General features: G+C 39.5%; 20 protein-coding genes, 1 tRNA gene and 1 riboswitch. Of the genes, 16 read left to right on the top strand and 5 right to left on the bottom strand.

From position 1 onward, the window contains the following. Window positions 1-126 precede the first annotated feature (126 nt). The 4 genes from adcAII to M1G05_RS03160 all read left to right on the top strand — a co-directional run bounded on the left by adcAII (window position 127) and on the right by M1G05_RS03160 (window position 11704). Window positions 127-1044, top strand: coding sequence for a metal ABC transporter substrate-binding protein (adcAII, locus tag M1G05_RS03175; protein WP_247953091.1), 918 nt, complete (start codon window positions 127-129; stop codon window positions 1042-1044). A gap of 7 nt (window positions 1045-1051) precedes the next feature. After that, complete coding sequence (locus M1G05_RS03170; protein WP_247953090.1) at window positions 1052-4150, top strand: pneumococcal-type histidine triad protein; 3099 nt, start codon at window positions 1052-1054, stop codon at window positions 4148-4150. A 190-nt stretch (window positions 4151-4340) separates the two neighbouring features. Further along, a complete protein-coding gene (locus M1G05_RS03165; protein ID WP_247953089.1) occupies window positions 4341-7433 on the top strand; it encodes a pneumococcal-type histidine triad protein in 3093 nt (1030 codons plus the stop codon). A gap of 290 nt (window positions 7434-7723) precedes the next feature. Continuing rightward, on the top strand, window positions 7724-11704 hold the full coding sequence (locus tag M1G05_RS03160; RefSeq protein ID WP_247953088.1) for a pneumococcal-type histidine triad protein: 3981 nt from the start codon (window positions 7724-7726) through the stop codon (window positions 11702-11704). A gap of 38 nt (window positions 11705-11742) precedes the next feature. On the opposite strand, the gene pepT is transcribed toward M1G05_RS03160, so the two are convergent. Then, a complete protein-coding gene (gene pepT, locus M1G05_RS03155) occupies window positions 11743-12966 on the bottom strand; it encodes a peptidase T (RefSeq protein ID WP_247953087.1) in 1224 nt (407 codons plus the stop codon). Window positions 12967-13119: 153 nt separating this feature from the next. On the opposite strand from pepT, the gene hemH reads away from it, so the two are divergent. Continuing rightward, on the top strand, window positions 13120-14214 hold the full coding sequence (hemH, locus tag M1G05_RS03150) for a ferrochelatase (protein WP_247953086.1): 1095 nt from the start codon (window positions 13120-13122) through the stop codon (window positions 14212-14214). Between the two features lie 41 nt (window positions 14215-14255). Here the strand turns inward: hemH and mscL are convergent, their stop codons facing one another. Together mscL and M1G05_RS03140 are read right to left on the bottom strand one after the other, a co-directional pair. After that, window positions 14256-14636 (bottom strand): large conductance mechanosensitive channel protein MscL, encoded by a 381-nt coding sequence (gene mscL / locus M1G05_RS03145; protein ID WP_000910199.1) that lies wholly within the window; start codon window positions 14634-14636, stop codon window positions 14256-14258. An 84-nt stretch (window positions 14637-14720) separates the two neighbouring features. Beyond that, entirely contained in the window at window positions 14721-15152 is a 432-nt protein-coding gene (locus M1G05_RS03140) for a GtrA family protein (RefSeq protein ID WP_153199080.1), read from the bottom strand. A gap of 28 nt (window positions 15153-15180) precedes the next feature. Then, a riboswitch (PreQ1 riboswitch) is annotated at window positions 15181-15277 on the top strand. Here M1G05_RS03140 and M1G05_RS03135 point away from each other — a divergent pair. The 4 genes from M1G05_RS03135 (at window position 15275) to dapA (ending at window position 18411) form a co-directional block, all read left to right on the top strand. After that, window positions 15275-15784 (top strand): QueT transporter family protein, encoded by a 510-nt coding sequence (locus tag M1G05_RS03135; protein WP_000737072.1) that lies wholly within the window; start codon window positions 15275-15277, stop codon window positions 15782-15784. It overlaps the preceding riboswitch by 3 nt. Before the next feature lie 99 nt (window positions 15785-15883). Further along, window positions 15884-15956: transfer RNA gene (locus tag M1G05_RS03130), tRNA-Thr, on the top strand. Window positions 15957-16343: 387 nt separating this feature from the next. Beyond that, a complete protein-coding gene (locus M1G05_RS03125; RefSeq protein ID WP_050390811.1) occupies window positions 16344-17420 on the top strand; it encodes an aspartate-semialdehyde dehydrogenase in 1077 nt (358 codons plus the stop codon). Window positions 17421-17475: 55 nt separating this feature from the next. Further along, window positions 17476-18411, top strand: coding sequence for a 4-hydroxy-tetrahydrodipicolinate synthase (gene dapA, locus M1G05_RS03120; protein ID WP_247953085.1), 936 nt, complete (start codon window positions 17476-17478; stop codon window positions 18409-18411). 46 nt (window positions 18412-18457) lie between these two features. Here dapA and mnmE read toward each other — a convergent pair whose 3' ends face one another. Further along, entirely contained in the window at window positions 18458-19831 is a 1374-nt protein-coding gene (mnmE, locus tag M1G05_RS03115; RefSeq protein ID WP_247953084.1) for a tRNA uridine-5-carboxymethylaminomethyl(34) synthesis GTPase MnmE, read from the bottom strand. 137 nt (window positions 19832-19968) lie between these two features. Then, a complete protein-coding gene (locus M1G05_RS03110; protein WP_001117401.1) occupies window positions 19969-20151 on the bottom strand; it encodes a 4-oxalocrotonate tautomerase in 183 nt (60 codons plus the stop codon). A gap of 122 nt (window positions 20152-20273) precedes the next feature. On the opposite strand from M1G05_RS03110, the gene M1G05_RS03105 reads away from it, so the two are divergent. The 7 genes from M1G05_RS03105 to glyA are packed head-to-tail and all read left to right on the top strand — an operon-like array spanning window position 20274 to window position 25603. Next, entirely contained in the window at window positions 20274-20873 is a 600-nt protein-coding gene (locus tag M1G05_RS03105; protein ID WP_000068144.1) for a thymidine kinase, read from the top strand. Continuing rightward, a complete protein-coding gene (locus M1G05_RS03100) occupies window positions 20863-21342 on the top strand; it encodes a GNAT family N-acetyltransferase (protein WP_000151337.1) in 480 nt (159 codons plus the stop codon). Before M1G05_RS03105 ends, M1G05_RS03100 begins: the two co-directional genes overlap by 11 nt. 9 nt (window positions 21343-21351) lie before the next feature. Beyond that, on the top strand, window positions 21352-22431 hold the full coding sequence (gene prfA, locus M1G05_RS03095) for a peptide chain release factor 1 (RefSeq protein ID WP_001028815.1): 1080 nt from the start codon (window positions 21352-21354) through the stop codon (window positions 22429-22431). Next, on the top strand, window positions 22431-23267 hold the full coding sequence (prmC, locus tag M1G05_RS03090) for a peptide chain release factor N(5)-glutamine methyltransferase (RefSeq protein ID WP_247953083.1): 837 nt from the start codon (window positions 22431-22433) through the stop codon (window positions 23265-23267). The genes prfA and prmC overlap by 1 nt, the downstream gene beginning before the upstream one ends. Beyond that, window positions 23251-23853, top strand: coding sequence for an L-threonylcarbamoyladenylate synthase (locus tag M1G05_RS03085; protein WP_247953082.1), 603 nt, complete (start codon window positions 23251-23253; stop codon window positions 23851-23853). Before prmC ends, M1G05_RS03085 begins: the two co-directional genes overlap by 17 nt. 1 nt (window position 23854) lies before the next feature. After that, window positions 23855-24286: a GNAT family N-acetyltransferase gene (locus M1G05_RS03080; protein WP_247953081.1), complete on the top strand. Its 432-nt coding sequence runs from the start codon at window positions 23855-23857 to the stop codon at window positions 24284-24286. Between the two features lie 60 nt (window positions 24287-24346). Further along, the gene (gene glyA, locus M1G05_RS03075) at window positions 24347-25603 is read left to right on the top strand and encodes a serine hydroxymethyltransferase (RefSeq protein WP_247953080.1); all 1257 of its coding nucleotides are present in this window, start codon (window positions 24347-24349) and stop codon (window positions 25601-25603) included. Window positions 25604-25610 lie beyond the last annotated feature (7 nt).

The raw sequence follows: 25610 nt of genomic DNA, 5'->3' as shown, positions 1-25610 counted from the left end.
GTTGTTGAAACTCAGCAGATTTTTATATGTGAAAGAAATTTCAATTTTTTTCTTAAAATAGCTTGACAGATTAAATTTTTAGGAGTAGAATGTTTACCAGTTAATTAAATAGTTAAGGGGTTGTTTATGAAAAAACAGAGTTTATTTTTAGTATTGGTAAGTGTCTTTCTTTTGTGTTTAGGGGCTTGTGGCCAAAAGGAAAGTCAGACTGGGAAAGGGATGAAAATTGTAACCAGTTTTTATCCTGTCTATGCTATGGTCAAGGAAGTATCTGGTGACTTGAATGATGTTCGGATGATTCAGTCAAGTAGTGGGATTCACTCCTTTGAACCTTCAGCAAATGATATCGCAGCCATCTATGATGCAGATGTCTTTGTTTACCATTCGCATACGCTCGAATCTTGGGCAGGAAGTCTGGATCCCAATCTAAAAAAATCCAAAGTTAAAGTTTTAGAAGCTTCTGAAGGAATGACATTGGATCGAGTCCTTGGTCTAGAAGATGTGGAAGCAGGTGATGGAGTTGATGAAAAAACGCTTTATGATCCTCACACTTGGCTAGATCCTGACAAAGCTGGTGAAGAAGCTCAGATTATTGCTGATAAACTTTCAGAGGTTGATAGTGAACACAAAGAAACTTATCAAAAAAATGCGCAAGCCTTTATCAAAAAAGCTCAAGAATTGACTAAGAAATTCCAACCTAAATTCGAAAAAGCGAGTCAGAAAACATTTGTAACACAGCATACAGCCTTTTCTTATCTAGCTAAGCGATTTGGACTCAATCAACTTGGAATCGCAGGTATCTCTCCAGAACAAGAACCAAGTCCAAGACAACTAACAGAAATTCAGGAATTTGTTAAAACCTATAAGGTTAAAACGATTTTTACAGAAAGTAATGCTTCTTCGAAAGTAGCTGAAACTCTTGTCAAATCAACAGGTGTGGGGCTAAAAACTCTGAATCCTTTAGAGGCTGACCCACAAAATGACAAGACTTATTTAGAAAATCTTGAAGAAAATATGAGTATTTTAGCAGAAGAATTGAAATGAGGAGATTATGAAAATCAATAAAAAATATCTAGCTGGGTCAGCAGCTGCACTTGTTTTAAGTGTCTGTGCTTATGAACTAGGTTTGCATCAAGCTCAAACTGTAAAAGAAAATAACCGTGTTTCATACATCGATGGCAACCAACCAAGCCAAAAGGCAGAGAATTTGACACCTGATGAAGTCAGTAAAAAAGAAGGTATTAATGCCGAGCAAATCGTTATCAAGATTACGGATCAAGGTTATGTGACCTCTCATGGAGACCATTATCATTACTATAATGGCAAGGTTCCTTATGATGCCATCATCAGTGAAGAACTCCTCATGAAAGATCCGAATTATCAGTTGAAGGATGCAGACATTGTCAATGAAATCAAGGGTGGCTATGTAATTAAGGTAGACGGTAAATACTATGTTTACCTTAAGGATGCCGCCCATGCGGACAATATTCGTTCAAAAGAAGAGATTAAACGTCAGAAGCAGGAACACAGTAGTAATCACGGAGGTGGTTCTAACGATCAGGCAGTAGTTGCAGCCAGAGCTCAAGGACGCTATACAACAGATGATGGGTATATCTTCAATGCATCTGATATCATTGAGGACACGGGTGATGCTTATATTGTTCCTCATGGCAATCACTTCCACTATATTCCGAAGAGTGATTTGTCTGCCAGTGAATTAGCTGCTGCCCAAGCCTTCTTATCTGGAAAAGGTAGTCAATTAAGTACCGTTGAATACCGTTCAAGCAGGGGAGAAACAAGATCTACTCTAAGAACGAGTCAATCTGAAACTCCTCAAAATCCTGCTACAGCTCCGGAGAGCCCAAATGAGGATTTAGCTAGTCTTCTTCAAGAATTGTATGCCTTGCCACTTAGCCAACGTCATGTGGAGTCTGATGGATTAGTATTTGACCCAGCACAGATTACAAAACGTACTGCCAATGGTGTGGCAGTTCCTCACGGGGATCATTTCCATTTCATTCCTTATTCGCAAATGTCTGCTTTGGAAGAAAAATTGGCTCGAAATCTACCAATTGGAGGTCAGCCAGTTCAAAGTCAATCTGACAATACGAAACCAAGCAGTACCGATAAACCAAGTTCAACACCAAGTTCAACCATTAAACCAAACTTTAATCTCAATACGCAGGCACCAAATCGAGGAACTGGAGGCGCTTATACAACGGATGATGGGTATGTCTTTAGTCCGACAGATGTGATTGAAGATACAGGAGACGCATTTATTGTACCGCACGGCAATCATTTCCACTATATTCCGAAGAGTGATTTGTCTGCAGGAGAATTGGCTGCTGCCCAAGCTTATTGGAATGGTAAACAGAGCTCACATTCTTCTACAAGCTCAAGTAAACCAAGTAGTGATAATGCTAAACCAGCCCAACCAAGTTTGACAGAGACTCCAAACCTGACTGTCACCCCAACGTATCATCAAGACCAAGGGGAAGATATCCCAACACTTTTAAGTGAATTGTATGCCAAACCTTTATCAGAACGCCATGTGGAATCGGATGGTCTAGTCTTTGATCCGGCACAAATTATCAAACGTACAGCTAACGGTGTTGCAGTGCCTCACGGAGACCATTATCACTTTATCCCTTATTCACAAATGTCACCGCTGGAAGAAAAATTGGCTCGTATGATAGCTGTTAAGGGACAAAATGGCAGTGTCTTGCCAAGTGTTACTCCTCTAAAGCCAGCCCCTACTACCAAACCTTTAGCACCAGTGGAAAATAAACCGACAGAATTTGATGTCAACCAGGTTGTTAGAAAAGTTGGTGATGGATATATTATCGAAGATAAGGGCGCTAGTCGTTATGTTCTAGCTAAAGACTTAGCTAAGGATAAGATTGACGCTATTGAAAATCTCTTGTCAAAGAAAACTCAAGAGACACATGCCCTAGTTGCGAAGAAAGAAAATGTCGCTCCTCGTGACCAAGAATTTTATGATAAAGCATATAATTTATTGGCCGAGGCTCATAAAGCCTTGTCTGAAAATAAGGGTCGTACTTCTGATTTCCAAGCCTTAGACAAATTAGCAGAACGTTTGAATGATGAATCTTCTAATAAAGGAAAATTGGTAGATGATTTATTGTCATTCTTAGCACCAATTACCCATCCAGAGCGACTTGGAAAACCAAATTCTCAAATTGCTTATACAGACGATGAAATTAAATTAGCGAAATTAGCAGGCAAGTACACAACAGAAGATGGTTATATCTTTGACACTCGTGATATTACCAGTGATGAGGGAGATGCTTATGTAACTCCGCATATGACCCATAGTCATTGGATTAAGAAAGAGAGCTTGTCTGAAGCTGAAAGAGTGGCAGCCCAGGCTTATGCTAAAGAGAAAGGTTTGATACCTCCTTCAACAGAGAATCAGGGTTCAGGAAATACTGAGGTTAAAGGAGTAGAAGCAATCTATAATAAAGTGAAAGCAGCTAAGAAGGTCCCACTTGATTATATTCCTTACAATCTACAACATACTGTTGAAGTTAAAAATGGTAGCTTAATTATACCTCATTACGACCATTACCATAACATTAAATTTGGTTGGTTTGACGAAGGACTCTATGAAGCACCTAAGGGTTATAGCCTTGAGGATCTCTTTGCGACTGTAAAATATTATGTTGAACATCCTGAAGAACGTCCTCACTCAGATAATGGTTGGGGAAATGCCAGCGACCATGTTCGTAAAAATAAGGCAGACAAAGACAGTAAATCTGATGAAGATAAGGAAGATCATCATGAATCAGTCGAGTCAACCCGTCCTGAATCCAATGAAAAAGAAAATCATACAGGTTCAACCCCTTCAGTAGATAATCTTTATAAACCGAGCACTGATGAAGACGAGACAGAAGAAGTATCTAAAGATACAACAGACGAAGCTGAAGTACCTCAAGTAGAAACCGAAAAAGTAGAAGCCAAACTCAAAGAAGTAGAAGCTCTACTTGCTAAAGTAACGGATGCTAGTTTGAAAGACAATGTGACAGAGAGCCTATCTGGTTTACGAAATAATCTGAGTCTCCAAACCATGGATAATAATGGTATCATGGCAGAAGCAGAAAAATTACTTGCGTTGTTAAAAAGAAAGTAATCCTCCATCTGTAAGTAAGGAAAAATCAACTAATGAAAAATGAAAGTCTCGATAAAGAGGCTTTCATTTTTATTATGTATATACGAAAAATTCTTGACAAGCAATACTAAAAAGAGTAAACTATTAACTAGTTAATTAACTGGTTCATCATTTTGTGGAGAATCAAATATATTTAAGAAAAGAGGAAAGAATGAAAATTAATAAAAAATATCTAGTAGGTTCGGTGGCAGTTCTTGCCCTAAGTGTTTGTTCCTATGAGCTTGGTCGTTACCAAGCTAGTCAAGTTAAGAAAGATTCGAATCGAGTTGCTTATATAGACGGTGATCAGGTTGGTCAAAAGGCAGAGAACTTGACACCAGATGAAGTTAGTAAGAGAGAGGGAATCAACGCCGAACAAATTGTTATCAAAATTACGGATCAAGGTTATGTGACCTCTCATGGAGACCATTATCATTACTATAATGGCAAGGTTCCTTATGATGCCATCATCAGTGAAGAACTCCTCATGAAAGATCCGAATTATCAGTTGAAGGATGCAGACATTGTCAATGAAATCAAGGGTGGCTATGTAATTAAGGTAGACGGTAAATACTATGTTTACCTTAAGGATGCCGCCCATGCGGACAATATTCGTTCAAAAGAAGAGATTAAACGTCAGAAGCAGGAACACAGTAGTAATCACGGAGGTGGTTCTAACGATCAGGCAGTAGTTGCAGCCAGAGCTCAAGGACGCTATACAACAGATGATGGGTATATCTTCAATGCATCTGATATCATTGAGGACACGGGTGATGCTTATATTGTTCCTCATGGCAATCACTTCCACTATATTCCTAAGAGTGACTTGTCTGCCAGTGAATTAGCTGCTGCCCAAGCCTTCTTATCTGGAAAAGGCGGCCAATTAAGTACGGTTGAATATCGTTCTAGCAGGGGAGAAACAAGATCTAGCGCTAGAACGAGTCAATCTGATACACCTCAAAATCCTGCAACAGATTCTGAAAGTCAAAGTGAGGATTTAGCTAGTCTCCTTCAAGAATTATACGCTTTGCCACTTAGCCAACGTCATGTGGAGTCTGATGGATTAGTATTTGACCCAGCACAGATTACAAAACGTACTGCCAATGGTGTGGCAGTTCCTCACGGGGATCATTTCCATTTCATTCCTTATTCGCAAATGTCTGCTTTGGAAGAAAAATTGGCTCGAAATCTACCAATTGGAGGTCAGCCAGTTCAAAGTCAATCTGACAATACGAAACCAAGCAGTACCGATAAACCAAGTTCAACACCAAGTTCAACCATTAAACCAAACTTTAATCTCAATACGCCGGCACCGAATCGAGCAACTGGAGGCGCCTATACAACGGATGATGGGTATGTCTTTAGTCCGACAGATGTAATTGAAGATACAGGTGACGCTTTTGTTGTACCGCACGGCAATCATTTCCACTATATTCCTAAGAGTGATTTGTCAGCAGGAGAATTGGCTGCTGCCCAAGCTTATTGGAATGGTAAACAGGGTTCTCATTCTTCTACAAACTCAAGTAAACCAAGTAGTGATAATGCTAAACCAGCCCAACCAAGTTTGACAGAGACTCCAAATCTGACTGTTACTCCAACATATCATCAAAGTCAAGGGGAAGACATTTCAACACTTCTAAGTGAATTATATGCCAAACCTTTGTCAGAACGCCATGTGGAGTCTGATGGATTAGTATTTGACCCAGCACAAATCATCAAACGTACAGCTAACGGTGTAGCAGTGCCTCACGGAGACCATTATCACTTTATCCCTTATTCACAAATGACTGATTTAGAGCAGAAGATTGCTAGAATTATTCCGTTAAAAGGGCAAAATGGATTAAATCAAATTGGTACAGATATTAAACCTTTAGTATCAAAAGAAGTAGTTCATAAGTTCTTAGGACAACCAATCAAAGCTTATGGAAAAGGTTTAGATGGTAAACCTTATGATACGAGTGATGGATACATATTTACCAAAGATTCCATCGATTCTGTTGATAAATCAGGTGTTATTGCCAAACACGGTGATCATTTCCATTATATGGGATATGGTGAATTAGAACAATTCGAATTGGATGAAGTTGCTAAATGGATTCAAGAAACTGGTAAAAATCCCGATGACATCGTTTCTTCAGTTCACTCAGATGAGAAGGAAAGACCAAAGTTTGATTATAAAAAAGTAACTAGTAAAGTTTCTAGAAATAGTAAAGTTGGTTATATAATTAATGAAGGTGGTAAAGATTATTTTTATTCACGTGAAGAACTCGATCTTACTCAAATAGCTTTTTCTGAGCAGGAACTAATGCTTAAAGATAAAGATAATTATCGTTATGATATTGTAGAAACAGAAATTAAACCAAGATTAGCTGTTGATGTATCTAGCTTGCCTATGCATGCAGCCAATACTACGTATGATACTGGAACTTCCTTCATTATTCCGCATATCGATCACATTCACGTCGTACCTTATTCTTGGTTAAATAGTGAGCAAATAGCAACTATAAAATATGTAATGCAACATCCTGATGTGCGTCCTGAAGTTTGGTCAAAACCAGGTCATGATGATGCTGGATCTGTTATTGCTAATGTAACTCCTCTTGAAAAACGTCCTGGAATGAAGAACTGGCAAATTATCCATTCTGCGGAAGAAGTTCAGAAAGCACTTAAAGAAGGCAAGTTTGCAACTCCTGATGGATATATTTTTGATCCTCAGGATGTATTGGCAAAGGGAACCTATATTTGGGCAGATAAATCTTTCAGTATTCCAAAAGCTAGTGGTGATTCATTGAGAAGTATCAATCAGTCTGATTTATCAGATAAAGAGTGGAAACAAGCTCAAGAGTTGATAGCTAAAAGAAATGAAGAAAAAGAAACAACAAATGATTCTTCTAATTCACATCTAGTTTCTTCAGATAAGAAATCGGAAACAAAGAAAGATGCAACGGATTCAAACAAAGTTGATGAACAACCAAAGGATAATAAATCTCAAAATGAGGCAGATGCGACTAGCAGCAATCCTTCAGTCGAAAAAGTTGGTGAAGAAGAAAAATCACATGCAGAAAATAAAGAAGATGATTATGATGATATACCAGATTATGGATTAGATAAGGATACTTTAAAAAATCATATAAATCAAATAGCACAAATTGCTCAAATTGATTCTAAATATCTTATTTTTTCATCAGAAGGAGTTCAGTTTTATAATAAGAATGGGGATTTAGTAACCTATGATATTAAAACTCTTAAGCAAATAAAACCTTAGAATATTTTGACTAATGAGCATCTAGTTGAAAGGATATTGTTCTATTATTGGATAGAATAATGTCCTTTTATTTGTTAATAAAAAGATGAAATTTCCTGTCTAAAAAATGAAGAAAGGATTCTTAAAGTAATAATTTTATTCTCTTTCACTAAAAATCTTGACAGATAAGCTAAAAAAAGGTAAACTATTTACTGGTTAATTAAATGGTTAAATAACCGGTTTAGAAAAATTGTTTAACCGAGAAAAAGAAGTTAAGAAATAGCTTCATCATTTATTGAAATGAGGGATTTATGAAATTCAGTAAAAAATATATAGCAGCTGGATCAGCTGTTATCGTATCCTTGAGTCTTTGTGCTTATGCACTGAACCAGCATCGATCGCAGGAAAATAAGGACAATAATCGTGTCTCTTATGTGGATGGTAGCCAGTCAAGTCAGAAAACTGAAAACCTGACACCAGATCAGGTCAGTCAAAAAGAAGGAATTCAGGCTGAGCAAATTGTCATCAAAATTACAGATCAGGGCTATGTAACGTCACACGGTGATCACTATCATTACTATAATGGGAAAGTTCCTTATGATGCCCTCTTTAGTGAAGAACTTTTGATGAAGGATCCAAATTATCAACTTAAGGATGGAGATATTGTCAATGAAGTCAAGGGTGGTTATATCATCAAGGTCGATGGAAAATATTATGTCTATCTGAAAGATGCAGCTCATGCTGATAATATTCGAACTAAAGACGAAATCAACCGACAAAAACAAGAACATGTCAAAGATAATGAGAAGGTCAGCTCAGATGTTGCTGTAGCAAGGTCTCAGGGACGCTATACGACAGATGATGGTTATGTCTTTAATCCAGCTGATATTATTGAAGATACTGGTGATGCTTATATAGTTCCTCACGGAGGTCACTACCACTATATTCCAAAAAGTGATTTGTCTGCTAGTGAATTAGCAGCTGCTAAAGCTCATCTGGCTGGGAAAAATACGCAACCGAGTCAGTTAAGCTATTCTTCAGCAGCTAGTGACAATAACACGCAATCTGTAGCACAAGGCTCAACTAGCAAGCCAGCAAATAAAGCTGAAAATCTCCAAAGTCTTTTGAAAGAACTCTATGATTCACCTAGTGACCAACGTTACAGTGAATCAGACGGTCTGGTTTTTGACCCTGCTAAGATTATCAGCCGTACACCAAATGGAGTTGCGATTCCGCATGGCGACCATTATCACTTTATTCCTTACAGCAAGCTCTCTCCTTTAGAAGAAAAGATTGCCAGAATGGTGCCTATCGGTGGAACTGGTTCTACAGTTTCTACAAATGAAAAACCTCATGAAGTAGCGTCTAGTCTTGGAAGTCTTTCAAGCAGTCCATCTACTTTAAATCATCCTTCCTTGCTTACAAATAAGACTATCTCTTCAACATCTGATGGTTATATCTTTAATCCTAAAGATATTGTCGAAGAAACAGCCACAGCTTATATCGTCAGACATGGTGATCATTTCCATTACATTCCTAAGTCGAATCAAATTGGTCAACCGACTCTTCCAAATAATGGTCTAACAACACCTTCGCCATCTCTTCCAATCAATCCAGGAAATTCACATGATGAACATGAAGAAGGTGGACACGGCTTTGATGCCAATCGTATTATTGCTGAAGATGAAGCAGGATTTATCATGAGTCACGGCGACCATAATCATTACTTCTTCAAGAAGGATTTGACTGCTGATCAAATCAAGGCAGCGCAAGACCACTTGAAAGGGGCAAATACAGCAACACCAAATCCAGCTCATGATGACGATCACGATGAAGATCATCATGGACACCATCATGATGAAGACCATGATCACGGTTTTGACGCTAATCGTGTCATCAGTGAGGATGAACAAGGCTTTGTCATGAGTCATGGTGACCACAATCATTACTTTTTCAAGAAGGACTTGACAGCAGAGCAAATTAAGGCAGCGCAAGATCACTTGAAAGGTGCAAATACAGCAACACCAAATCCAGCTCATGATAATCAAGATGAAGATACACACGGTCATCACCATGATGAACATGGTCATGATTTTGATGTCAATCGAATTATCAGTGAAGATGCGGCAGGCTTTGTCATGAGTCACGGTGACCATAATCATTATTTCTTCAAGAAAGATTTGACAGCGGAGCAAATTAAGGCCGCCCAAGATTATCTGAAAAGTAAAACGCCAGTAACACCAAGCCCAGCCCATGATGATGAACACGATAACGATAATCATGGTCACAAACATGATGAAGACCATGCTCACGGTTTTGATGCCGATCGTGTCATCAGTGAGGATGAGCAAGGTTTTGTCATGAGTCACGGAGACCACAATCATTACTTCTTCAAGAAAGATTTGACAGCAGAGCAAATTAAGGCCGCCCAAGACCATTTGAAAACACACCATGATGCAGAGCCTGTAAAACCTCTTGCTAAAACAGTAGAGTCTTTCTCAAGAGATGCTAGCGATGAAGAAAAAATTGCTTACATTTCTAAGACCTACGGCGTTCCACTTGAAGCTATTAGAATTTCAAACGGATTCTTTGTCTTTGGAAATCCAGACCAAGCCTACGATCCAACTCATATTCATCCATATGCTGTTCGTAAGGAACATGTTCGTTTGCCGCTACAAACTGGCAATCCAGAACTTGATTTCCTAAATGAACTCTATACGACTGCTTTGCGAGATGGGGTGTCTCCTTATAGCTTGCAAGTGGAAAATGGAAGTTTTGTGATTCCTCATGGCGACCACAATCACTACATCAAGGTTCAAACGAAGGGCTATGAAGTAGCTCTGAAAAACAAGATTCCAGCCCTCCAATCCAACTATCAACCTGGAGCTTTTGATGAGAAGGCAGTCTTGGCGAAAGTAGATCAACTTCTAGCTGATAGCAGAAGTATCTACAAAGACAAGCCTATCGAACAAAGACAAATTGAGTTAGCCTTAGGTCAGTTTACTGAAAACATGAAGAAACTGGCAACTAACTCTACAGTAGGTTATCTTGCGACACTGGATCTCTTTGATAAGCAATATATCCATATTGATGAAAGTGTCAAACCTGTTGAAACAAGCGCTCTAGATAAGAAATATCAGGCCTTGATTGATAAAATCAATACCTTGGATACAGACTCTTATGGACTTCCTAAGAAAGACCTTCTCGTTCGACTCCAAGAAGCTAAATTGGCTAAAGATGAGGCTGCTTTAGTAGCGGTTGAATCACAACTTCAAGCTCTTCAAGACTTTAATGATCGAACAGGTGTTACAACTGTAGAATACATCAAGTACTTCTACGAACACGTAAATGACGGTCGTTTGAGTGATGAACTTCGGAACAAAGTAGCTCAGTTGACTTGGACCTTGTATCAATCTCAATCCTTCCTTAAGGCAGCAGAATTGAACAAATTATTCCCAAGTATCTATCAGGCAAAACAAGAAGTGGAAGAAGCTTTGAAAGCTCAGCCAACTACTGCGAAATCAAGTCAGACAGTTCTAGATACTGAAAAAGTTGATAATCAAAGTGCCAAGACAGCTATTTATGGCTTCTTGAAAGAATTGTACGGAGACTTTATGCCTGAAGAGCATATGAATCATATCAGCAAGGAACAAGTAGAAAGTCTTTTGAGCAAGGCAACTCAACTCTTGGAACAAATCCAAGAAGAAGGAATCAGACAATCCTTGGCAGAAGAAGTAGAAAATCTCAAAGCTGCTACAAACAAGGCTGATGCAGATTTGGATGAAGTAAACAGCCAGGTGAAAGATGTCTTGACTCGTATCGCTAGTGCCCTTCAACAAGAGAAAGAAAATGCTGAGCAAGATCCTCAGACACTTGTACTCTATCAAAAACTTTACGATATCCTCATGTCACTTCACGCTTACTTAGAAAACAATAAGGGTTCTGATGAGGACTTTGATAAGGTGGATACTCTACTAGATCAACTTTCTGCTAAGAGTAAAGATAAAGCTGCTTTACTTGAATTGACAAAAGCTATTCTGATCTTGAATCAAGAAATCAAGTCAAAATCAAGCGCGAGTGAAGAAGCAAGTCCAGCAACAAATGCTGAGGCAAATGGTGATAAGACAAGTCCCGAAACTGAGACATCAGCAGCTGCGGAATCTAACAGTGAAACTGCCAGTGACGAAAACAAACCGAGCAACGCAACAGATTCTAAACCTGCTGAATCAGCTTCAGAAAAGGAAACCACAGAATCTACAACAAGTACTGGAAATCAAGAAAAACCAGCATAATAAAAAGAAAGGCGAAGTAGCTAAGCTACCTCGTCTTTTTAGTCTTTATAAGCTACGATACCAATGATGGTATCAACTGCACGTTCCATAGTCTGAAGACTGACGTATTCAAAACGTCCGTGCATATTCTCGCCATCAGCAAAAATATTAGGGGTTGGGATTCCCATAAAGGAAATCTTAGAGCCGTCTGTCCCTCCACGGATTGGTTCGATTATAGGAGTGATACCCAAATCTTCCATAACTGCTTTGGCAATGGTAATTGGAGTCATATCTTTTTCAATGACTTCTTTCATATTGTAGTACTGGTCTGTCAAGTTTAGGGTGACACGGTCGCTACCAAGTTCTTGATTCATCTTATCAGCGATAGACTGCATAGCTGCTTTACGCGCTTCAAAGGCGTCTTTTTCAAAATCACGAATGATGTAGCTTGCACGCGCCTCCTCAACGCTTCCAGCCACATCCATAAGATGATAGAAACCTTGGTAGCCATCAGTTAACTCAGGTCGGTCATTCTCTGGAAGTTGATTGTGAAAATCAATTGCTAGCTGAAGGGCATTGACCATCTGACCTTTGGCGGTACCAGGGTGGACATTGCGTCCTTGGAAATGTAATTCAGCACCAGCTGCTGAGAAAGTCTCGTACTGAAGTTCACCTAGTGGGCCACCATCAACTGTGTAGGCAAAATCCACATCAAAATCTTCTGCATCAAATTTATTGGCACCAACACCAATTTCTTCATCTGGACCAAAGCCAACACGAATCTCACAGTGCTTGATTTCAGGGTGAGCAGTCAGATATTCAATAGCTGTCATAATCTCAGCAATACCTGACTTGTCATCAGCTCCTAGTAAGGTTGTTCCATCTGTTGTGATGAGTGTTTGTCCTGGATATTTCTCAAGACTCTTAAAGTCAGCTGGATCGAGTTTGAAACCAGAATTTCCAAGTTCAATCACACCACCATCGTAGTTTTCAATTACCTGTGGATTGATTCCTTCGGAATTAAAGTCAGCAGTATCCATGTGAGATATAAAGCCAATCTTACGTGTTAAAGATGGATCATTGGCTGGTAAGGTTCCAATTGCAAAACCATTTGGTAGATAATAAACATTTTGTAATCCAACACGTTTCATTTCTGGAATAAGAACATTTGTAGCAAAATCTACCTGACTCTGCGTACTTGGAGTAGTAGTAGAGTGTTCATCAGAGCGCGTGTTGATCTTAACGTAGGTTAGGAATCGGTCCAAGAGATTGGGATAAGTCATAAAAAACTCCTTTTGAATTCATTTTTTCCATTGTATCATAGAAAAGAGAGAAAAACAAAAGACAGAAGTTAGGGAAATTCGCTATGTTGGCGTTTACTTATTAATGGATAAATGATAAAATAAACTTGATAAAAATATCACAAGGAAGCGATTATGAAAAAAGCAATTTTAATGATGACTTTCGGTTCGCCAGAAGAGATTACCTTTGAAGGTGTGGCTGATTTTTTCACAAATATTCGTCGTGGAGTGAGACCTCAAGACCACGAAATTCAGACTCTCTATGATAATTATGTACGAATTGGCGGCACGCCTCTGCAAAAAATTACCCGAGAAGAGGTTGCCTTGGTAGAAGCTAGGCTGGGGAATGAGTATAGTGTTTATTTTGCTAATAAGTTTTCCAAACCCTTTATTCCAGATGTGATTGGTCAGATGGAAGCAGACGGAATCGAGCAGTGTATTTGCTTGATTTTGGAGCCTCATTATTCTTTTTACTCTGTCATGGGATATGAGAAATTTTTAGAAAGCAAGCAAATCCAATTTTTAGTTATTAAAGACTGGTATCAAGAAGAAGCGCTCTTAAACTATTGGACAGATGAAATTCGTGAAATTTTAAAAGAAGAAGTAAAGCAGGATAGCTTTAAAGTCATTTTTTCAGCCCACAGTGTGCCCATTTTTGCCTTGGATTTTGGTGACCCTTATATTGACCAAATTTTTGAAAATAGCAAGTTAGTCGCTGAAAAACTAGGTTTGAGTTCTGAGCAATATACTAACACTTGGCAAAGTGAAAGTGATATCGGGATTCCATGGATTAAACCTGATGTCTTGGAGTATCTCAGAGAACAGAAAGAACATCCAGACCATTATATTTTTGTTCCTATCAGTTTTATCAGTGAGCACATTGAAGTCTTGTTTGACAACGATGTGGAATGTTATGACTTATGTCAGGAATTTGGAGTAAACTACCATCGTCCACCAATGCCAAATACAGATTCTCGCTTGATTGATGCCTTGGTTAATACCGTCAGAGCTAATGAGGACAAAGAATTTAAGGAATTTCTCCCAGAAGAAGAAACCTTTGATGAGTTAGTTCCTTCAGATGAGACTAAAAATATCTTGGCTGAATCTCAAGATTTACAAATGCCAGAATTTGTGAAAAAATTGATTGAGAAAAAAGGTCGTGAAAATGTTAAGATGCCTTATCTTATTAAGAAAATGCTTGAGAAAGCAGGCAAGTTACCGAAAGAGTAAAGAAAAAAGGATTTAGCTTTGTGCTAGATCCTTTTAATCGATTATTTTTTCTCAAGAAGAGCTTTGATTTCTTGAAGTACTTCCAATTCAGTTGGTCCAGCTGGAGCTTCTTCAACAGTTTCTTCTTTCTTAGTAAGGCTTTGGGCTTTTTCCATAGCTTTAATAACGAAGAAGAGAACAGTACCTACAACAAGGAAGTTGATAATAGCACTCAAGAATTTACCATATGTAACACCATTCCATGCAAGCTCAGCGATGTTTTGTACTTTCGCAGCTTCCAAGGCTGGGTTCAATAGTAGAGGAGTGATGATATCATTAACAAATGAAGTAACGATTGCACCAAAAGCAGAGGCAATGATCACACCGACAGCAAGGTCAACAACGTTACCACGAAGCAAAAATGCTTTAAGATCTTTTAACATTTTCATAATTTCCTTTCAAAAAAATTCTTACTCTTAATTATATTTTAATTAAGAAGTTCTTGCAAGCTATATGTAAATTTTTTCTTATTTTTTAAAAATAAATACCTTACTAAAAATGTAATTGAGGATAATTATCAAGAATTGTGAAATAACGGTTTCAATACTATTAACCTTGTCTATATTATTATTTACAAATTGCCCGATAATATTAGGAAACTGAGTTACAAAGATAAAAGTTAAAAACAAGTCTAAAAGAAAAGTAGAAAGACGTGCTATAGTAAATTTTACTAAACGGCTTGGCCAATTCTCTCTAGCTTGCTTAAAGACAAGCCTATCATTTGTAATAAATGCAAAGAGGATACCGATACTATTTGCTAGTCCAGTAGCAAGCAGTTCTTTATGGGTTAATTGATAAATGACTAATCGGGATAGAATGGAGACAAGAGTAGTTGCTATACCAAAAAAGAGATAGGCTAAGAGCTCATTCTCGAAGAGACTTTGAATGCGTTTTTTCATACTTTTAGTATAGCATAAAGCAAGTTATTGTGCTATACTAGTAAGGTTGATTGAATCAACCCTTGGTGCTTAGCTTCTTTCACCAAGCATATTACACGCGGGCAACCGCCAAAGGAGAAAAGATGAAAAAATTAACTATTCGTGATGTTGCAGATATTGCAATCGTCGCTGCTATCTATGTCGTTTTGACTGTTACACCGCCCCTAAATGCTATTAGCTATGGTGCTTATCAGTTTCGTATTTCAGAAATGATGAATTTTATGGCTTTTTACAATCCTAAGTATATCATAGGAGTTACTATCGGTTGTATGATTGCTAATTTCTTTAGCTTCGGACTGCTAGATGTCTTTGTTGGTGGTGGATCAACCTTAGTATTCCTCAGTCTAGGTGTTTGGCTTTTTGCAAAATACAGCAAGGATTATCTTTTTAACGGATTGATTCGAAAAGATCATTTCTTCTTCTCAATCCTCTTTTCAATTTCTATGTTTACTATCGCTGCCGAGTTGAATATCGTAGCGCAATTACCATTTTTCCTTACTTGGTTCACAACAGGAATTGGTGAATTTGCCTCATTAATTATTGGTGCGATTATCATTGGTAAAATTGGTCGTCGAATCGATTTAAGCAAATAGAAGAAGATAAGCTAGGTGGCTCTTACCTGGCTTTTTCTTATGGAAAATTTCTAAGGAAACTTGACAAGTTTTTCTAACTATAGTATACTTCTTAAGTAAGCTGATTTAGCTCAGTTGGCAGAGCGCATCCATGGTAAGGATGAGGTCGCCGGTTCAATCCCGGCAATTAGCATAAAATAGACAGAAAAGCCCTTGATTTACAAGGGTTTTTGTTATGTATGCATCAAATGTTTCAAAGATATTTCTATTCAGCTGTGTAAATGAAACTAAAGAGTTTCGTCTGTTGACAAAAGTGATTCTCTTTAGTAGAATAGAAGATGCGATGAGTCGATAGGTAGTCTTCGGACTACTATTGAGCATAAGGAGGTCATAACGCAGGAGCGGACCTTGATGAGTTGTGTGAACCTGCCCATCACATGAAGATGCCTCTTAGTCCCTAGTCTAGTGACTGGGGATTTTTATTTTCCAAAAATTGATGAAAATGCTTTGCAATTCATGGAAAAAGTAGTATAATACATCTATTATAGAAATTTTTAGAAAATTCCGAAAGAGGTTATTTATGGGATATACAGTTGCTGTAGTCGGCGCGACAGGTGCTGTCGGAGCTCAGATGATAAAAATGTTGGAAGAATCAACACTTCCAATCGATAAAATCCGTTACCTTGCTTCTGCTCGTTCAGCAGGCAAGACTTTGAAATTTAAAGACCAAGATATTACGATTGAAGAAACGACTGAAACAGCTTTTGAAGGAGTTGATATTGCTCTCTTTTCGGCAGGTGGTTCTACATCAGCTAAGTATGCACCATACGCAGTTAAAGCTGGAGCGGTAGTAGTAGATAATACATCTTACTTCCGTCAAAATCCAGATGTTCCTTTGGTTGTCCCAGAGGTCAATGCTCATGCACTTGATGCCCACAACGGAATCATCGCCTGCCCTAACTGTTCAACAATCCAAATGATGGTGGCGCTTGAGCCAGTTCGTCAAAAATGGGGTTTGGACCGTATCATTGTTTCAACTTACCAAGCAGTTTCAGGTGCTGGTATGGGAGCAATTCTTGAGACACAACGTGAACTTCGTGAAGTCTTGAATGATGGTGTAACCCCACGTGATTTGCATGCCGAAATCTTGCCTTCAGGTGGTGACAAGAAACACTATCCTATCGCCTTCAATGCTCTTCCACAAATCGATGTCTTCACTGACAATGATTACACTTACGAAGAGATGAAGATGACTAAGGAAACTAAGAAAATTATGGAAGATGATAGCATTGCAGTATCTGCAACGTGTGTGCGTATTCCAGTCTTGTCAGCTCACTCTGAGTCTGTTTACATCGAAACAAAAGAAGTGGCTCCAATCGAAGAAGTAAAAGCAGCTATCGCAGCTTTCCCAGGTGCTGTCCTTGAAGATGATGTGGCTCATCAAATCTATCCTCAAGCCATCAATGCAGTGGGTTCGCGTGATACCTTTGTTGGTCGTATCCGTAAAGACTTGGATGCAGAAAAAGGAATCCACATGTGGGTTGTTTCAGATAACCTTCTCAAAGGTGCTGCTTGGAACTCCGTTCAGATTGCAGAAACTCTTCACGAACGTGGCTTGGTTCGTCCAACAGCTGAATTGAAATTTGAATTAAAATAGTCATAACGTTTAGGAGTTCATATGAACTCCTTCTTTGAAATAGAGAGGTGTTTTCATGTCTTATCAAGATTTAAAAGAGTGTAAAATCATCACGGCCTTCATTACCCCCTTCCATGAGGATGGTTCCATTAACTTTGATGCTATTCCAGCCTTGATTGAGCATTTGTTGGCTCATCATACAGATGGTATTCTTCTCGCAGGGACCACTGCTGAGAGTCCAACCTTGACCCACGATGAAGAGTTGGAACTCTTTGCGGCTGTACAAAAAGTTGTCAATGGACGTGTTCCTTTGATTGCGGGGGTGGGGACTAATGATACGCGTGACTCTATCGAGTTTGTCAAAGAAGTAGCAGACTTTGGCGGCTTTGCAGCTGGACTTGCTATTGTTCCTTACTACAATAAACCTTCTCAAGAAGGAATGTATCAGCACTTTAAGGCCATTGCAGATGCTTCTGACCTACCAATTATTATCTATAACATTCCAGGGCGTGTAGTTGTCGAATTGACTCCAGAAACCATGCTTCGCTTGGCAGATCATCCAAATATCATTGGTGTCAAAGAATGTACTAGTTTGGCTAATATGGCTTACTTGATTGAGCACAAGCCAGAGGAGTTCTTGATTTATACAGGTGAGGATGGAGATGCTTTTCATGCCATGAACCTTGGTGCTGACGGGGTTATTTCTGTTGCCTCTCATACAAATGGTGATGAGATGCACGAGATGTTTACTGCTATTGCAGAAAGCGATATGAAGACAGCTGCAGCTATTCAGCGCAAGTTCATTCCTAAGGTTAATGCCCTCTTCTCATATCCAAGTCCTGCTCCAGTTAAGGCAGTTCTTAACTATATGGGATTTGAAGCTGGACCAACTCGTCTACCTCTTGTTCCAGCACCAGAAGAAGATGCCAAACGCATTATCAAGGTTGTTATAGATGGCGACTACGAAGCGACTAAGGCAACTGTAACAGGTGTCCTAAGACCAGATTATTAATGAAGACAATAAAATCCATGACCGCAATAACGAGCATGGATTTTTCTTATTTTCCTAAACAGAATTGGCTAAAAAGTTGAGTGATGAGTTCATCAGGAGCAGCATCCCCAGTGATTTCTCCGAGGATTTCCCAAGTACGAGTCAAGTCAACTTGAAGCAAGTCAACTGGCATACCTAGTTCCAGCCCTTCATTAACAGCCTGTAGGCTTTCAACAGCCTTCTCAATCAAGGAAATATGACGGGCATTTGACAAGTAAGTTGCGTCTTGCTCAACCAAACCAGCATTTTCAAAGAAGAGGTTGTTAATACGTTCTTCAATCTTATCAATATTTTGGTTTTTAAGGACTGAAATACGAATAACGTCTTCAGGTAGTTCCGAAGTTTCAATCGCTTCAGGCAGGTCGGTTTTATTAAGAAGAATAATACGGTTTGTATCTTGGCTAATCTCAAGAAGTTGTCGGTCTTGGGTAGTTAATGACTCGCTAGCGTTTAGCACTAGCAGAACCAAGTCAGCTTCCTTAAGGGCTTTTTTTGAACGCTCAACACCGATTTGTTCAACGATATCATCCGTTTCACGAATACCAGCTGTGTCAATCAATTTTAGAGGAACACCGTTGATGTTGACGTATTCTTCGATAACATCTCGAGTAGTACCAGCAATATCGGTTACGATTGCCTTGTCTTCACGCAAGAGGTTGTTGAGAAGGCTTGATTTCCCAACGTTAGGACGGCCGATGATAGCTGTTGAAATTCCCTCACGGAGGATTTTACCGCGACGGGCTGTCCTAAGGAGATTGGTTAGCAATTGCTCAAACTTCATAGTCTTATCACGGACAACGGCAGTAGTGGCTTCCTCAACATCGTCATACTCAGGATAATCAATATTAACCTCGACTTGGGCAAGAGTATTGAGGATTTCTTGACGGGTATTATTAATCAGCTCAGAAAGGGAACCGTCTAATTGTTTAACTGCAATGTTCATAGCCTTGTCTGTCTTAGCACGGATGATGTCCATAACGGCCTCAGCCTGCGTCAAATCTACGCGACCGTTTAGAAAGGCACGTTTGGTAAATTCACCAGGTTCTGCCAACCGAGCTCCTTCACGGATAGCTAGCTGGAGAATTTCATTGGTCACCGCAATCCCACCGTGGGTGTTAATCTCGATAATATCCTCACAAGTGAAGGTTTTTGGAGATTTCATAGCCCCAACCATGACTTCGTCCATGACTTTACCAGTCAGAGGATCAATAATGTGACCGTAGTTGAGAGTGTGGCTGGCAACCTTGTTCAAGTCTTTTCCTTTAAAAATCTTTTGCGCAATAGCAAAACTGTCTGTTCCGCTCAGGCGGACAATACCAATAGCCCCTTCACCTAGTGGAGTAGATATGGCAGCGATGGTATCAAATTCTCGTGTAATCATAATGTTTCCTTTAATTAATAGCTCTTTTCTTGGAAATTTTCCCAAGTATCCTTTCAAATTGTAACAAATTTGAACTATTTCTTCAATGGATGTTACTTGGAGATTGAAAAAGCCTAAGCAATTCTGCTTAAGCTAGCTTATTTGGTGCGCATTTCCCCTTGTGGGAAGTAGGTTCCTTCTGGCATGTCATTGATGATGACATGGACAGCAGATTGAGGTGCTCCAGTGTTACGGACAACAGCTTCCGTTACTTCCTTAGCAAGAGCTTTCTTTTGCTCGAGCGTGCGTCCTTCAAATAAATCGATGCGTACAAATGGCATAATGGCTTCCTCCACTAGTTTTGATTTCTTCTATTTTACCACATTTTGCCGTTTAAAGCTTCAGAAAATTATGATATACTAGAATGTAGCAAAAATTTAGAAATGGACGTGAAGCAAGAAGCATGGCACAGTTGTATTATCGTTATGGGACCATGAACTCAGGTAAGACGATTGAGATTCTCAAGGTGGCCTATAACTATGAGGAGCAGGGAAAAGGTGTTGTGATTATGACCTCGGCTCTGGATACGCGTGACGGTGTTGGTTATGTGTCGAGTCGGATTGGCATGAAACGCCCTGCTCTTGCGATTGAGGAGACGACGGATATCTTTGGCTATATCCGAGACCTACCAGAAAAGCCTTACTGTGTTTTGGTCGATGAAGCCCAGTTTCTCAAGCGTCACCATGTTTACGATCTAGCTCGTGTTGTTGATGAGTTAGATATACCCGTCATGGCTTTTGGTTTGAAAAATGATTTTCGCAATGAACTGTTCGAAGGTTCCAAGTATCTCTTGCTTTTAGCAGATAAGATTGATGAAATCAAGACCATTTGTCAGTATTGCAAGAAAAAGGCGACCATGGTGTTGCGTACTCAGGATGGACTGCCCGTTTATGATGGTGAGCAGATTCAGATCGGTGGCAATGAAACCTATATCTCGGTTTGCCGTAAACATTATTTTGCGCCAATGATAACCTCTAACAAGGAGCAAAACTATGACAATTGAACTAAGAGATGTTACAATGGAAAATTATTTTGATGTTTTGAATTTGGATGTCAAGGAATATCAAAAACAATTCATTGCAACCAACGCAATTAGTTTAGCTGAAGCATACGTCTACACTAAAAATGGAGATTTTGTAGCTCCATTGACAGTTTATGATAATGATGCAATTATAGGTTTTGTGATGATAGCTTATGATAAAAAGATCGGAATTAGTAGTGGAAATTATTTACTATTTCGTTTTATGATTGATAAGAATTTTCAAAATCAAGGATATTTTAAACCAATTATGGATAAAGTACTAGACTATGTTCGGACAGCGCCAGCAGGTTTAAGCAATAAACTTTGGTTGTCTTATGAACCAGAAAATGAACATGCAAGATATTGTTACCTCAGTTATGGATTTAAAGAAACTGGGGAAATATCCGAGAACGAAGTAGTAGCAATCTATGATTTAACAATTGAGAAATAAGGAGAAAAAATGAACATCTATGATCAACTACAAGCTGTAGAAGACCGTTATGAAGAATTAGGAGAGTTGCTCAGTGACCCGGATGTCGTTTCAGACACCAAACGTTTTATGGAGCTTTCAAAAGAAGAGGCTTCAACTCGTGACACAGTAACAGCCTACCGTGAGTACAAACAAGTACTTCAAAACATCGTTGATGCCGAAGAGATGATTAAGGAATCAGGCGGAGATGCAGATTTGGAAGAAATGGCTAAGCAAGAGCTGAAAGATGCCAAGGCTGAAAAAGAAGAATACGAAGAAAAACTAAAAATCTTGCTCCTTCCAAAGGATCCAAACGATGACAAGAACATCATCCTTGAAATTCGTGGAGCGGCTGGTGGTGACGAAGCGGCACTTTTCGCCGGAGACCTTCTAACTATGTACCAAAAGTATGCAGAAGCCCAAGGCTGGCGCTTTGAAGTCATGGAAGCTTCTATGAACGGTGTCGGTGGTTTCAAAGAAGTGGTTGCTATGGTCTCAGGTCAGTCTGTTTACTCTAAGCTTAAGTACGAATCAGGTGCCCACCGTGTGCAACGTGTACCCGTGACAGAAAGCCAGGGCCGTGTACATACTTCGACAGCGACAGTTCTTGTCATGCCTGAAGTGGAAGAAGTAGAGTACGATATCGATCCAAAAGACCTTCGTGTTGATATCTACCACGCATCTGGTGCTGGTGGACAGAACGTCAATAAGGTTGCGACTGCCGTTCGTATCGTTCACTTGCCAACCAATATCAAGGTTGAGATGCAGGAAGAACGTACCCAGCAGAAGAACCGTGAGAAAGCTATGAAAATCATCCGTGCGCGTGTCGCTGACCACTTTGCTCAGATTGCACAAGATGAACAAGATGCTGAGCGTAAGTCAACAATTGGTACTGGTGACCGGTCAGAACGAATCCGTACTTATAACTTCCCACAAAACCGTGTCACAGACCACCGTATCGGCTTGACCCTCCAAAAACTAGATACCATCTTATCTGGTAAATTGGATGAAGTTGTGGACGCCTTGGTACTCTATGACCAAACACAAAAATTAGAAGAATTAAATAAATAATGAAATTAGCTCAATTATTTTCAGATTTTGAAGAAGAATTGATAAGACAGGGAGAGGAAGCTGAAAGCCTCTCTTTTGTCTATCGTAGCCTGAAAAATCTATCTTTTACGGACTTTGTTTTTGCTCTCCAGCAGGAAGTGACGGAAGAGGAAGAAGTATTTGTAAAAGGAATTTTCCAACAGTTAGCAACTCATAAACCGGCACAGTACATCATTGGACAGGCAGATTTTTATGGAATGCAGTTAAAAGTAGATGAGCGGGTCTTGATTCCTCGTCCAGAAACAGAGGAGTTGGTGGAGCTTATCCTAGCTGAAAATCCTGAGACGAATCTTTCTGTTCTGGATATTGGAACAGGTAGTGGAGCTATTGCTCTCGCTCTAGCAAAAAACAGACCAAATTGGTCAGTAACAGCAGCGGATATTTCCCAAGATGCTTTAGATTTAGCCAGTGAAAATGCTAAAAAGCAAAATCTTCAAATATTTTTAAAAAAATCTGACTGTTTTACAGAAATTTCTGAAAAATATGATATAATTGTTTCCAATCCACCCTATATCTCTCGTGAAGATGAGTCAGAGGTCGGCTTGAATGTTTTGCATTCGGAGCCTCATCTAGCTCTCTTTGCAGATGAGGATGGCCTAGCTATTTACCGTAGAATTGCGGAAAATGCAAAAGACTATCTCAAAGATGGTGGTAAGATTTACCTTGAAATTGGATACAAGCAAGGTCAAAGTGTTCCTGAACTCTTTAGGAAACATCTTCCTGAAAAAAGAGTTCGAACACTCAAGGATCAGTTTGGTCAAGATAGGATGGTTGTAGTTGATGATGGGCAGGATTAGACAAGAGTTGGAAAAGGGTGGAGCTGTTGTTCTGCCTACAGAGACTGTTTATGGTCTTTTTGCTAAGGCTTTAGATGAAAAAGCAGTTGACCATGTTTACCAGCTCAAACGTCGACCTAGAGATAAAGCACTCAATCTCAATATCGCCTCTCTAGAGGACATCTTGCACTTTTCAAAGAATCAGCCAACTTATCTTCAAAAACTTGTAGAGACCTTTTTACCAGGTCCCTTGACCATTATCCTTGATGCCAATGACCGAGTTCCTTATTGGGTTAATTCTGGCCTTGCAACTGTTGGATTTCGGATGCCAAGTCATCCCATCACGCTTGATTTGATTCGAGAGACAGGTCCATTGATTGGGCCGTCTGCCAATATTTCAGGTCAGGCAAGTGGAGTGACCTTTGAACAAATTCTGAAGGATTTTGATCAAGAGGTTCTGGGTCTGGAAGACGATGCTTTTTTAACTGGACAGGATTCAACTATTTTGGATCTGTCTGGAGACAAGGTGAAAATCTTACGCCAAGGGGCCATTAAGCGAGAAGATATTCTTGCTCGGTTGCCAGAGATTTCTTTTGAGGAGGAATAAAATGCTAAGAGATTTGCAAGAAACAGATGTGAAAGCTATTTGTGACATCAATCAAGAGGCTTTGGGCTATTCTTTTAGTACAGAGGAAACAGCTAGTCAACTAGCTAGATTATCTCAGGATTCACATCATTTCCTACTTGGCTATGAGGATGCAGCTAGTCATGTCTTACTTGGATATGTCCACGCTGAGGTCTATGAATCACTTTATTCTAAAGCAGGATTTAATATCTTAGCTTTAGCAGTTTCACCTCAAGCACAAGGGCAAGGTATCGGTAAAGGCTTACTGCAAGGGTTGGAGCAAGAAGCAAAAAGACGTGGTTACGGGTTTATCCGCTTAAACTCTGCCGATCATCGTCTGGGAGCTCATGCATTTTATGAAAAAGTTGGATATACTTGTGATAAAGTGCAGAAACGGTTTATTCGCATCTTTTAGTTTAATTTTCTAATAAAAAATTAAACTAATGGACCAGTCACACTATAAAGGAGAAGACCTATGATTTTTGATAAAGATGATTTTAAAGCATATGATGCTGATCTCTGGAATGCTATTGCCAAAGAAGAAGAACGACAACAAAACAACATTGAGTTGATTGCTTCGGAAAACGTAGTTTCCAAGGCTGTTATGGCAGCTCAAGGGTCTATCTTGACGAATAAATACGCCGAAGGCTACCCAGGCCGTCGTTACTATGGTGGAACGGATGTGGTAGACGTGGTAGAAAGTCTAGCTATTGAACGTGCAAAAGAAATTTTCGGCGCTAAATTTGCTAATGTCCAACCACACTCAGGAAGCCAAGCCAACTGTGCGGCTTACATGGCCTTAATTGAGCCAGGTGATACCGTTATGGGGATGGATTTGGCAGCAGGTGGACACTTGACCCACGGAGCTCCAGTTAGCTTCTCAGGTCAAACCTACAACTTTGTTTCTTATAGTGTAGATCCTGAAACGGAACTCTTGGATTTTGATGCTATCTTGAAACAAGCCCAAGAAGTAAAACCAAAATTGATCGTAGCAGGTGCTTCAGCCTATTCTCAAATTATCGACTTTTCAAAATTCCGTGAAATTGCGGACGCCGTTGGGGCTAAGCTCATGGTAGATATGGCTCATATCGCTGGTTTGGTTGCTGCTGGTCTTCACCCAAGTCCAGTACCATACGCTCACATCACGACAACAACGACTCACAAAACCCTTCGTGGACCTCGTGGTGGTTTGATTTTGACTAATGACGAAGAACTTGCTAAGAAAATCAATTCAGCTATTTTCCCTGGTATTCAGGGTGGTCCTTTGGAGCACGTTGTGGCGGCTAAAGCTGTTTCCTTCAAAGAAGTTTTGGATCCAGCCTTCAAGGAATATGCTGCTAATGTTATCAAGAACAGCAAGGCTATGGCAGATGTCTTCTTGCAAGACCCTGATTTCCGTATCATTTCTGGCGGGACTGAAAACCACCTCTTCCTAGTGGATGTGACTAAAGTTGTAGAAAACGGAAAAGTTGCTCAAAACTTGCTGGATGAAGTCAATATTACCCTAAATAAAAACTCAATCCCATATGAAACCTTGTCACCATTCAAGACAAGTGGGATTCGTATCGGATCTGCAGCCATTACTGCACGTGGATTTGGTGAAGAAGAAAGTCGCAAAGTGGCTGAACTGATCATTAAAACCCTCAAGAATGCAGAAAATGAAGCTGTCTTAGAAGAAGTGAGAAGTGAAGTCAAAGCGTTGACAGACGCCTTCCCATTATACGAGGACTAAAACTTTT

Origin of the sequence: Streptococcus mitis (genome assembly GCF_023109515.1) — a bacterium.
In the GTDB taxonomy this organism is placed as follows: domain Bacteria; phylum Bacillota; class Bacilli; order Lactobacillales; family Streptococcaceae; genus Streptococcus; species Streptococcus mitis_CS.
Note: the sequence above shows the minus strand (reverse complement) of the source record. Positions and strands in the feature narration are given on the sequence as shown.